The 11,082-nt window shown below is 73.0% G+C and carries 10 protein-coding genes; 6 read left to right on the plus strand and 4 right to left on the minus strand.

Going from position 1 to position 11,082, the window contains the following annotated elements; genetic code table 11:
• The first annotated feature begins 8 nt into the window (after nt 1-8).
• From KLI87_RS37775 to rfbD, 4 genes are all read left to right on the plus strand, one after another.
• Nucleotides 9-1,271 carry a sulfate adenylyltransferase subunit 1 gene (locus KLI87_RS37775; protein ID WP_214620914.1) on the plus strand — a complete coding sequence of 421 codons (1,263 nt, stop codon included), beginning with the start codon at nt 9-11 and terminating at the stop codon, nt 1,269-1,271.
• A gap of 233 nt (nt 1,272-1,504) precedes the next feature.
• On the plus strand, nt 1,505-2,572 hold the full coding sequence (locus KLI87_RS37780) for a glucose-1-phosphate thymidylyltransferase (RefSeq protein WP_214620915.1): 1,068 nt from the start codon (nt 1,505-1,507) through the stop codon (nt 2,570-2,572).
• Complete coding sequence (gene rfbB / locus KLI87_RS37785) at nt 2,569-3,558, plus strand: dTDP-glucose 4,6-dehydratase (RefSeq protein WP_214620844.1); 990 nt, start codon at nt 2,569-2,571, stop codon at nt 3,556-3,558. The genes KLI87_RS37780 and rfbB overlap by 4 nt, the downstream gene beginning before the upstream one ends.
• Nucleotides 3,555-4,460, plus strand: a complete 906-nt coding sequence (gene rfbD, locus KLI87_RS37790) for a dTDP-4-dehydrorhamnose reductase (RefSeq protein ID WP_308166516.1) — start codon at nt 3,555-3,557, stop codon at nt 4,458-4,460. The genes rfbB and rfbD overlap by 4 nt, the downstream gene beginning before the upstream one ends.
• Nucleotides 4,461-4,539: 79 nt before the next feature.
• Here rfbD and rfbC read toward each other — a convergent pair whose 3' ends face one another.
• Nucleotides 4,540-5,187: a dTDP-4-dehydrorhamnose 3,5-epimerase gene (gene rfbC, locus KLI87_RS37795; RefSeq protein WP_308166517.1), complete on the minus strand. Its 648-nt coding sequence runs from the start codon at nt 5,185-5,187 to the stop codon at nt 4,540-4,542.
• Here rfbC and KLI87_RS37800 point away from each other — a divergent pair.
• The gene (locus tag KLI87_RS37800) at nt 5,178-6,218 is read left to right on the plus strand and encodes a hypothetical protein (RefSeq protein ID WP_156219093.1); all 1,041 of its coding nucleotides are present in this window, start codon (nt 5,178-5,180) and stop codon (nt 6,216-6,218) included. The genes rfbC and KLI87_RS37800 overlap by 10 nt on opposite strands.
• Here KLI87_RS37800 and KLI87_RS37805 read toward each other — a convergent pair.
• Nucleotides 6,168-7,550, minus strand: coding sequence for an O-antigen ligase (locus KLI87_RS37805; protein ID WP_214620847.1), 1,383 nt, complete (start codon nt 7,548-7,550; stop codon nt 6,168-6,170). The genes KLI87_RS37800 and KLI87_RS37805 overlap by 51 nt on opposite strands.
• Before the next feature lie 132 nt (nt 7,551-7,682).
• On the opposite strand from KLI87_RS37805, the gene KLI87_RS37810 reads away from it, so the two are divergent.
• Nucleotides 7,683-8,501, plus strand: coding sequence for a sulfotransferase (locus KLI87_RS37810; protein ID WP_214620848.1), 819 nt, complete (start codon nt 7,683-7,685; stop codon nt 8,499-8,501).
• A 26-nt stretch (nt 8,502-8,527) separates the two neighbouring features.
• On the opposite strand, the gene KLI87_RS37815 is transcribed toward KLI87_RS37810, so the two are convergent.
• Both KLI87_RS37815 and KLI87_RS37820 read right to left on the minus strand, forming a co-directional pair.
• Nucleotides 8,528-10,315: a right-handed parallel beta-helix repeat-containing protein gene (locus tag KLI87_RS37815; RefSeq protein ID WP_156219090.1), complete on the minus strand. Its 1,788-nt coding sequence runs from the start codon at nt 10,313-10,315 to the stop codon at nt 8,528-8,530.
• 103 nt (nt 10,316-10,418) lie between these two features.
• Nucleotides 10,419-11,021 carry a hypothetical protein gene (locus KLI87_RS37820; protein WP_156219089.1) on the minus strand — a complete coding sequence of 201 codons (603 nt, stop codon included), beginning with the start codon at nt 11,019-11,021 and terminating at the stop codon, nt 10,419-10,421.
• Nucleotides 11,022-11,082 lie beyond the last annotated feature (61 nt).

An 11,082-nucleotide genomic window follows, 5' to 3' on the forward strand; every position in this document is an offset into this window, starting at 1 on the left:
CCGCGCAGATGGACATCCTGCGGTTCGCGACCGCCGGCAGCGTCGACGACGGCAAGTCCACGCTGATCGGACGGCTGCTCTACGACTCGAAGTCGATCTTCGAGGACCAGCTGGAGTCGGTCGAGCGCACGAGCGCCGACCGGGGCGAGGAGTACACGAACCTGGCGCTGCTGACCGACGGCCTGCGGGCCGAGCGGGAGCAGGGCATCACGATCGACGTGGCCTACCGCTACTTCGCGACGCCGCGCCGCAAGTTCATCATCGCCGACACCCCCGGGCACATCCAGTACACGCGCAACATGGTGACCGGCGCGTCCACGGCCGATCTCGCGATCATCCTGGTGGACGCGCGCAAGGGCATCCTGGAGCAGTCCCGCCGGCACGCGTTCCTGACCACGCTGCTCCAGGTCCCGCACCTGGTGGTGGCGGTCAACAAGATGGACCTGGTCGACTACGACCGGGACACCTACGAGCGGATCGTCGGGGAGTTCACCGCGTTCGCCTCCAAGCTGGAGGTGACCGACCTGACGTTCGTGCCGATCTCGGCGCTGCACGGCGACAACGTCGTCGAGCGCAGCGTGAACATGCCCTGGTACGAGGGGTCGTCGCTGCTGCACCACCTGGAGCACGTCCACATCGCCTCGGACCGCAACCTGATCGACGTCCGGTTCCCGGTGCAGTACGTGATCCGCCCGCACGCCTCGACCGACCCCGAGCTGCACGACTACCGGGGCTACGCGGGGCAGGTCGCGGGCGGGGTGCTGAAGCCGGGCGACGAGGTCGTGCACCTGCCGTCCGGGCTGACCACGACGATCACCCACATCGACGGCCCGCACGGCCCGGTGGAGGAGGCGTACGCGCCGATGTCGGTCACGCTGCGGCTGGCCGACGACATCGACATCTCCCGGGGCGACATGATCGCCCGGCCGAACAACCGCCCGGAGGCCGCGCAGGACCTCGACGCGATGGTGTGCTGGATGACGCCGGACCGGGCGATGTCGCCGCGGATGAAGCTGATGATCAAGCACACCACCCGCACCGCGAAGGCGATGGTCAAGGACCTGCACTACCGGCTGGACGTCAACACCCTGCACCGCGACGACGAGGCGACCGAGCTGGGGCTGAACGAGATCGGCCGGATCTCGCTGCGGGTCACCCAGCCGCTGTTCGTCGACGACTACGGCCGCAACCGGCTGACCGGCGGGTTCATCCTGATCGACGAGGCCACCAACAACACCGTGGCGGCCGGCATGATCACCAGCACCCGGTAGCGGGACGGTAGCGGGACGCGGGAACCGGCCCGGCCGTTCACCTGTGCGGCCAGGGCCGGTCGCGCGCGGCCAGGGCCGGTCGCCTCGCCTTCGCACCTGGGATGTGCCGGTAATGTCGGGAGTCATTCCCCTCCGGTTTCCGGCATCGTTGGAGTCCCCTTGAACCTGCCCGTCCCCCCGGGGCACCGCACGCCGCGCGCGTGCTCCCCGGGCCCGCGCGTCCCGGCCGCCGCGTGAAGGCGCTCGTGCTGGCGGGCGGCGCCGGGTCCCGGCTGCGGCCGATCACCCACACCTCCGCCAAGCAGCTCGTCCCGGTGGCGAACAAGCCGGTGCTGTTCTACGGGCTGGAGGCGATCCGCGACGCGGGCATCCGCGAGGTCGGCATCGTCGTCGGCGACACCGCCGCCGAGATCCGCCGCGCGGTCGGCGACGGCTCGCGGTTCGGCCTGGAGGTGACCTACCTCGTCCAGGACGCGCCGCGCGGGCTGGCCCACGCCGTCCTCATCGCCCGCGAGTACCTCGGCGAGGACGACTTCGTCATGTACCTGGGCGACAACTTCGTCGTCGGCGGCATCGACGGGCTGGTGGAGCGGTTCCGGGCGGAGCGCCCGCAGGCGCAGATCATGCTCACCCACGTGTCGGACCCGCGCGCGTTCGGCGTCGCCGAGCTCGACGGCGACGGGCGGGTCGTGGCGCTGGAGGAGAAGCCCGAGTTCCCCAAGAGCGACCTGGCGCTGGTCGGGGTGTACCTGTTCGGCCCGGCCGTGCACGAGGCCGTCGCCGGGCTGAGCCCGTCCGGCCGGGGCGAGCTGGAGATCACCGACGCGATCCAGTGGCTGATCGACAAGGGCCACCGGGTCGAGTCCACGGTGATCACCGGCTACTGGAAGGACACCGGCAACGTCACCGACATGCTGGAGGTCAACCGGCTCGTGCTGGAGAGCGTCGAGCCCGCCGTGCGCGGCGAGGTCGACGAGGCCAGCGAGCTGATCGGCCGGGTCGTGGTCGAGGAGGGCGCCCGCGTCACCGGCTCCCGGATCGTCGGCCCGGTGATCGTCGGCGCCGGGTCGCTCGTCCGCGACTCCTACCTCGGCCCGTTCACCTCGATCGACCGCGACTGCGCGGTGCTGGACAGCGAGATCGAGTACTCCATCGTGCTGCGCGGCGCGTCCATCGACGGCGTCGGCCGCGTCGAGTGCTCGCTGATCGGCCGCGAGGCCGAGGTCACGCCCGCCCCCCGCGTCCCGAAGGCCCACCGTCTCGTCCTGGGAGACCACAGCAAAGTGCAGATCAGCAAATGAGCGCGCCGCGGGTGCTGGTGACCGGCGGCGCCGGGTTCATCGGATCGAACTACGTGCGGGAGCTCGTCGGCGGCGCGTATCCGGCGTGGGCGGGGGCGGAGGTGACCGTCCTGGACAAGCTCACCTACGCGGGCAACCTGCGGAACCTGGAGCCCGTCGAGGGCGGGTACACGTTCGTGCACGGCGACGTCTGCGACGCGGGACTGCTCGCCGAGATCGTGCCGGGGCACGACGTCGTCCTGAACTTCGCGGCGGAGTCGCACGTCGACCGGTCGATCGCGAGCGCGGGCGAGTTCGTCCGCACGAACGTCCTCGGCGTGCAGACGCTGATGCAGGCGTGCCTGGACGCGGGGACGCCCCGGATCGTCCAGGTCTCCACCGACGAGGTGTACGGCAGCGTCGAGGTGGGCTCCTGGGACGAGACCGCCCCGCTCGCGCCGAACTCGCCGTACTCGGCGGCCAAGGCGGGCGGCGACATGATCGCCCGCGCCTACGCCCGGACGCACGGGCTGCCGGTGTGCGTGACGCGCTGCGGCAACAACTACGGGCCCTACCAGTACCCGGAGAAGGTCATCCCGCTGTTCGTCACCAACCTGATGGACGGCCGGACGGTGCCGCTCTACGGGGACGGGGGCAACGTCCGCGACTGGATCCACGTCGCCGACCACTGCCGGGGCATCCAGGTCGCCGCCGAGCACGGCGAGCCCGGTGAGGTGTACCACATCGCCGGGACGGCGGAGCTGACGAACCTGGAGCTGACCCAGCGCCTCCTGGACGCGTTCGGCGCCGGCTGGGAGCGCGTCGAGCGCGTCGAGGACCGCAAGGGCCACGACCGCCGCTACTCGCTGTCGGACGCCCGCCTCCGCGCCCTCGGCTACGCTCCCCAGGTGCCGTTCGAGGAGGGGCTGGCGGCGACCGTCGCCTGGTACGAGAAGAGCCGCGACTGGTGGGAGCCGCTGCGCAAGCGCGCCGAGGACGCCCGGTGACCTGGCTCGTCACCGGCGCCGGGGGCATGCTCGGCACCGACCTGCTCGCCCGCCTGCCCGGCGACGCCGTCGCGCCGAAGCGCGGTGAGCTGGACCTCACCGACGCCTCGGCGGTGCGGGACGCGCTGCGGCTGCACCGCCCCGGCGTCGTGCTGAACTGCGCCGCGTGGACGGCCGTCGACGACGCCGAGACCCGCGAGGACGAGGCGCTCGCCGTCAACGGCACGGCGGTCGCCGCGCTCGCCGAGGGCTGCGCGGAGATCGGCGCGCGTCTCGTCCAGCTGTCGACCGACTACGTCTTCGACGGCGCGGGCGCCGAGCCCTACCCCGAGGACCACCCGACCGACCCCGTCAACGCCTACGGGCGGACGAAGCTGGCCGGGGAGCGGGCCGTCCTCGCCTACGAGCGCGGGTACGTGGTGCGGACGGCGTGGCTCTACGGCGCGCACGGGCCGAACTTCGTCCAGGCGATGGTGCGGCTGGCGGCCGAGCGGGAGACCGTGGACGTCGTCGACGACCAGACGGGCCAGCCGACCTGGACCGGCGACCTCGCCGACCGGGTCGCGGCCCTCGCCGCCCGCGCCGCCTCGGGCGAGGCGCCCCCCGGGGTCTACCACGGCACGAGCGCCGGGCGGACGACCTGGTACGGCCTGGCGCGCGAGGTGTTCACGCTGCTCGGCCTCGACCCGGGCCGGGTGCGGCCGACGACGAGCGACCGGTTCGTCCGCCCGGCGGCGCGGCCGGCGTTCAGCGTCCTCGGGCACGCGCGGTGGGCGGAGGCGGGCCTGGAGCCGATGCGCGGCTGGCGCGAGGCCCTGCACGCCGCCTGGCCGTCCCTGCGCGCCGCTGCGGTGACCGAAGTCCCGGCCCAGGGGAACCCGCCCGGCGGCTCGCCTCCCTGACCGCGCCGTGGCGGGCGCGGAATCGCTTCGCGATCTACCCGGTGGGGCTCGCGTGACTGCTACGGCCACCGCGCGGGCGCTAGCCCAGCGCCGCGTAGTAGTCCAGGCAGTTCTGGTAGTCGGGCAGCAGGCCCGTCCGGCGGGCCTCGGCCAGCGTCGGGGCCTGCGCGTCCTTGGGGGACAGGAGCGGCTCGACGTCGCCGGGCCACTCGATGCCGATCTCCGGATCGAGGGGGTGGACGCCATGCTCGCGGCCCGGCGCGTACGGCTCCGAGCACAGGTAGACGACGGTCGCGTCGTCGGTGAGCGCCATGAAGCCGTGCCCGATGCCCTCGCCGATGTACAGGCACCTGCGGGTCTCGTCGTCCAGCCGGACGGCCTCCCACCGGCCGAAGGTGGGGGAGCCGACGCGGATGTCCACGACGACGTCGAGGACCGCGCCGCGCAGGCATGTGATGTACTTCGCCTGGCCTGGCGGGACGTCCGCGAAGTGGATCCCGCGCAGGACGCCCTTGGACGAGGTGGAGCAGTTCGCCTGCGCCAGGTTCAGCGCGTGGCCGGCCTGCTTCTGGAGCGCGTCGCTCCGAAACCACTCGTAGAAGGACCCCCGCTCGTCGCCGTGCACGCGCGGGGTGAACAAGTAAGTACCGTTGATGCCGAGCGGATCCACATGCGCAAGAATGCCACACGGTTCCCCGCAGAGATGGACGTCACACAGTGAGAGCACACTCCTCGCGTGCGCTCCGCCTCGCCGCCGGAGGCGCGGCGGCCGCGCTCGTGGTAACGGCGGCTCCGGCGACCGCCGCGCCGACGCCGAAGCCGTCCCCCGCCGTGACGAGCACGGTGACCGCGTCGGCGGCGTTCCGCCCCGCCGACCCCCGGCTCGCGAGCCCCGCCGGGCTGGTCGCGGGCGTCGTCCACCCGGACATCTGGTGGACGATCGGGTCCGCCTCCGGCCGCCCGCAGCTGTTCGCGCTCGACACGCGCGGCCGCACCCGCGCCGCCTACACCCTCGCCGGCGTCAGCGGCGGCCTGGACGCGATCACGATCGTGAAGAACGGGTCGGGCCAGTCCGGGCTGTTCGTCGGGAACCTCGACCAGGGCCGCGCCGGGAGCCTCACGCTGTACCGCGTCCCCGAGCCGTCCGCGCTGGCGGGCGGCGCCCTCCAGGTCAAGCCGTTCAAGGTCCGCTACCCCGACGGCGGCCACCAGGGCGGCGCGCTGCTGGCCGACCCCGCCGAGAGCCGCGTCTACATCATCACCAGGGACGCGACCGCCGCCGCCGTGTTCGCGCTGCCGGGCGTCCTCGGGCCCCAGGTGAACGCGCTGACCCGGCTGCGGACGCTGGCGTTCCCCGTGCGCGGCGGCGAGTTCACCCGGGACGGCCGCGTGGTCCTCAAGACGACCCGGGACGTGCGGGTGCTCACCGGGATCCGGGAGCGGGTCGGTCAGGTCGTCCGGGCGGCCGTCCGGATGAGCGGCACCGCGTTCGCGGTGTCCGCGGACGGTAAGCGCGTCCTGCTCGCCGACCCGGGCCCGAAGCCGCTGTTCCGCTCCCTCACGCTGCCGACGGGCTCGGAGGGCGCGGCGCCGAAACCGGCCAGTACGCTCCCCGTCGGCGACCGGAGCTCGCCGGTGTCGTTCCCGTCGGAGTCGGGGCCGCCCGGGGGCCTGCTCGGCACCGGCGCCCTCGTCGGGCTGGTGCTGCTAGGGGTGCTGGGAGGCGCCTTCTACCTGCGCGGGCGCCGGCAGGGCTGACCATTCGGGAGCGGTCCGCGGCTCCGCCTCCGCCGCGGCCTCCCCAGCGGCCTCGGATGTCTCGGATGTCTCGGCCGGGGCGACCGGGTCGCCGCCGTGCCGCCGCATCGTCTCCGCCCACGCGATGATCAGCAGCATCCAGATGTTGGACACGTTGGCGGGCGCGGCGAGGCCCTCGGTGGTGATGCTGTCGACGAGGAAGAACGCGAGGATGCCGAACAGCATGCCCGCGTCGGCGCGCAGCGTCCGGTGCCGGGCCAGCGTCAGCAGCACGAACGCGAGCGTCAGCAGCAGCGCCACGAACGCGGCCGTCCCGACCGTGCCGTTGTCGACCAGCGCGTTGACGAACGCGTTGTGCCCGCCGCCGAGGCCCATCTCCTCCAGGAACATGCCCCGGGACGCGCCGAGCCCGTGCCCGAACAGCGGCTGCTCGGCGTAGGCCTTCATCGCCAGCGACCACAGGTCGGTGCGGGAGTTCAGCGAGGCGAGGGTCTCGGCGGACTCGCCCCGCGCGACGAACGCGAGGATCTTGTCGGAGAAGGCCAGCACGCCGAGGACGGCCACGGCGGCGCCCAGCACCAGCACGTCCACCCGGCCCTTCGGCCCGCGCGCGGTGGTCAGCAGCACGAGCAGCCCGGCCGCGCAGCCGAGCGCGGCGCCGCGCGTGCCGGTCGCGACGAGCGCGCCCGACAGGACGGCCAGCGCCCCCAGGTAGACCATCGGATGCCACATCCGGTCACGCGGGGTCGTCCAGCGGATCAGGTAGCCGGCCGTCAGCAGCACCGCGATGCCCAGGTAGATGCCCGCCTGGACGGGGTGGACGTACAGCCAGTTGAACCGGTCCTCGGTGTTGCGCGTGCGCGGGAACGGGTGCGCGACGCCGATCGCGACCGAGACCAGCACGATCGCGATGAACACGTGCGCGAGCTTCCGCAGGTCGGCCAGGGTCGCCCGGGTCGCGAGCGTCTGCGCCAGGAACATCGTGATCATCAGCTGCGTGCCGCGGACGATGCCGAGCGGGTTGAACGGCGACCACAGCGCCGTGAACGCCACGTACCCGCAGAACACCCACCCCGCGAACAGCAGGCCGGTGGTGCGCCGCGTCGGCGGCCGCAGCCCGAAGGTGTAGACCAGGTACATAGCCGCCGCGCCGTACACGGCGATCTCCACCAGCACGGTCAGGTCGGCGCTGCCGCCCACCGCCTGGTCGACCTCGCGGCTGCGCAGCTTGTAGTCGCTGGCGAGCATGAGCGCGAGCGGGAGCGCCGCGGCCCACCACCCCGCGCTGGGCGGGGGCGGGGTGCGGCGCGGCAGGATCCCCTTCACGGTCATGATCGTCCTCGCAGGCTCTAAAGACGCGACCAAGAATACGGGCGGCGGGCCGGTAACCTGTCCGCTGTGAATCGAGCGACGTTGCCGGGCCCGGTCGTGTCCGCGGGCCGAAGTGTGATCCGCGGGTACGGCATGGGCACCGCCGCCCTGCGCCCCGGCCCCGACTTCCTGCTGATCGGCGCGAAGCGCGGCGGATCGACGTCGATGTACTACACGCTACTGGAGCATCCCCGGGTGATGCCCCTGTTCCCGAACGCGCGGCTGCTGCCCAAGAACAACCACACCAAGGGCGTCCACTACTTCGACTCCCACTACGACAAGGGCAGCGCCTGGTACCGGTCGCACTTCCCCGCGTCGGCGCGCCGCTCGGGCAAGGTCGTGGGGGAGGGGTCGCCCTACTACCTGTTCCACCCGCTCGCCGCCGAGCGCGCGGGGCGCGACGTCCCGGAGGCGCGGATCCTGCTCGTCCTGCGCGACCCGATCGAGCGGGCGTTCTCGCACTACCGGGAGCGGCGCCGGCAGAACGCCGAGGACCTCCCCTCCTTCGAGGAGGCCCTCGCCGCCGAGAACGACCGGCTGAAGGGCGAGGAGGCGCGGATCGTCTCCGAGCCCGGCTACCTCAGCTACGCCCACGAGCAGCAGTCCTACCGCGCGCAGGGCGAGTACGCCCCGCACCTGCGGCGCTGGATGGAGCACTTCCCGGCGGAGCGGGTCCACGTCGTCGCGGCGGAGGAGTTCTACGCCGACCCCCAGACGGCCGTCGACGGGGTCGCGCGCTTCCTCGGCCTCGACCCGGCGCCGCTGCCGCCGTCGGCGGTCAAGGTGTGGAACGCCGCGCCCAGCCAGGAGCTGAGCCCCCACACCCGGCAGCAGCTCGCCGAGCACTACGCGCCCTTCAACGCCGACCTGGAGGAACTGCTCGGCCGAACCTTCCCCTGGACCCGCCCGTGAACTCCCGCCCCTGAGCGGCCGGGCGCCTAGAAGAACGCGCCCACGTGGCGGGTGCCCGCCGGGCGGCCGAGGAGCTTGGCGATGTCGGCGGGCAGGGGCAGGGCCGTGGCCGTGTTGGCGCGGGCGGCGATGGCCGGGTCGAGGGCCCCCTCCGGGCTCGCGCCGGTCCCGCCGTCGTGGGCGGCGCCCCTCGCCTCCTGACCGGTCGCCGACCGGAACCGGTCAAGGGCGCCGAAGGGCCGGTTCGACCACATGATCAGCGTGCGGGGGTTCGAGGCGCTCCGCCGGACGTAGAGGTTGCCGTTGACGGTGATGCCCATCCGCCCGGCGTCGCGCTTGCCGGTGTGGTCGGCCACGCACAGCAGGCACGGGGTGCCCGGACGGGCGTCCGCGAACGTGTTGTTGCTGATGCTGATCTTCTCGACCCGCCAGGTCATCGCCGGGTCCGGGGTCTTCTGCCGGGGGTCGCGGCCGGGCACGGACGGGTCGTCCGGGCGGCGCGGGTCCTGGTCGAGGCCGAGCGTGCGGCCGTTGCCGGACATGGAGTTGTTCCAGATCCGGACGTCGGAGGTGTTGTTGACCTTCAGGCCGTCGCCGGCGTTCCCGCTGATCACGTTGCCCGCGACCAGCGCCCGCGCGCTCAGCTCCAGCGAGACGCCGTGGTGGGCGTTGCGCAGGATCCGGTCGCCGGTGATCGTGATGTCGCGGACGGACTCGTCGATCCACAGGCCCTTGCCGAGGTTGTCGGTGATCGTGCTGCCGACCACCGCGACCGTCCGGGACCGGGTGATCTTGAAGCCGCCCGAGACCGGCGAGTACTTGAACCGCTCGCGGTTGTTGTGGTCCAGCAGCACCGACTCCAGGCGCAGGTCGTCGGCGGTGTTGGCGTGGACCCCGAGGAGCCCGTTGCGCGAGCTGGTCAGCCGCCGGACGCGGGCGTGCGCGGCGACCACGGTGAGGCCGGTCGTGGCGGACTCGGTGGTCGTCACGTTCTCGACCGTGATCCTCGGCGCGGTGACCCGGACCATGCCGATGTCGGGCAGCGCGGTGCCGTAGCGGCGGAAGCCGATGCCGCGCAGCGTGCTGCCCTCGCCGTCGATCGTGACGGCGATGCCGAGCGTGCTGGCGCGGACGTTGCGCCCGCGCGGGTCGGAGCCCATGTAGAGGCGGGAGGCGCCCTCGTCCACGAAGAACGTGCCGGGCTTGACCTGGCCGCGCGAGGCGACCTGCTCCTGCCGGACGCCGTCCACCCAGAGCTGGTCGGGGTGGGCGGCCATCGGGTGCTCGGGCGAGACGAACCGGAAGTCGGCCTTGTCGCTCGGCCGCGCGCCCTTGGTGTAGGTGGGGCTGGAGTCGAACCGCGTCGTCCAGCCGTCGCGCGCCCAGGCGGAGCCGTCGGCCCGCCAGCCGGTCACGAGCGAGCTCCCGTCGAACCAGACGGCCTCGCGGGGGAAGGACTGGATCGTCAGCCGCTTGCCCCTCGGCACGTCGACGCTCTCGTGGTAGACGCCGCCGCGCAGCACGACCGTGCCGCCGGAGCCCGCCCTGGCGACGGCCCTGCCGAGGCTGCGCAGCGGGTGCTCGCGGGTGCCCTGCGCGCCGTCGTCGCCGGACGGCGAGACGAACAGCGCCCCCTTCGGGACCTTGTAGGACGTGCCGCCGACCGGCAGCGACCCGGCCGGCGCGGTCGGGGGGGCGACCCCGTGCCCGCGGTCGTTCGACTGGGGAGCCCGCCAGCCGAGGAACCCGGCGCCCACGATCAGCGGCAGCGCGAGCACCCCGGCGAGCGTCGCCCGGTGCGGAATGTTCGGCATGGCGCGACCTCACCCCCGGATAAGTCCTGACCTACGAAAGTACCGACCACGGGCCCGTGCGGCCACTCCCGCACCGCGCCGCGCGCCCTCGCCGGGCGTCCCGTCAGGGGTGCAGCGTCCCCACGAACAGCGCCGCCTTGTGCCGGGCGTCGAACTTGACCCCGAGCGAGACCGACTTGTACCCCGAGGTCGGGATGTCGAAGGCGTAGGAGGCCCGCTTGTCCTTGCCGGGCGGCACCGAGCCGTAGAAGTCGTTGATGTTGGCGTAGGACGTCGGCCGCGCCTCGGTCTTGGCCGGGCCGTATCTGGCCACGACGCGCACCTGGTTGAGGTCGAGCGGCTTGGCCGAGCCGTTGGAGAAGCTCAGCGTGAAGATCGTGAGGACCCGTCCGGCGATCTGACCGGGGCCGCTCACCTTGTTCCTGACGTAGCGGATCCCGCCGACCTTGACGGTGATCTTGTCGTCGTAGGTGACCGGCTTGCGCAGGCCCGCCGAGGACTTCAGGTCCAGCGACCCGGGCGCGGCGTTGACCTCCGCCTCCGGCTGGGTGCTGGGCGGCGGCGGGGGCTTGGCCTTCCCCGACTTCTTGTCCCCGCCCCCGCCGCATCCGGTCAGCGCCAGCGCGGCGGCCAGCGCCACGCCCGCCGCCGCGGTGAGGCGGCGCCCCTGACGCCGCCGGGGCGGACGTGGTCCGCGATCGGACATGCGGTTCTCCTCGTAAGAATGGTCCGGCTGGAAGATTCAAGCGCGCGGGGCCGGTCGCGGA

It is taken from the genome of Actinomadura sp. NEAU-AAG7, from assembly GCF_018603865.1.
GTDB classification, from domain to species: domain Bacteria; phylum Actinomycetota; class Actinomycetes; order Streptosporangiales; family Streptosporangiaceae; genus Spirillospora; species Spirillospora litoris.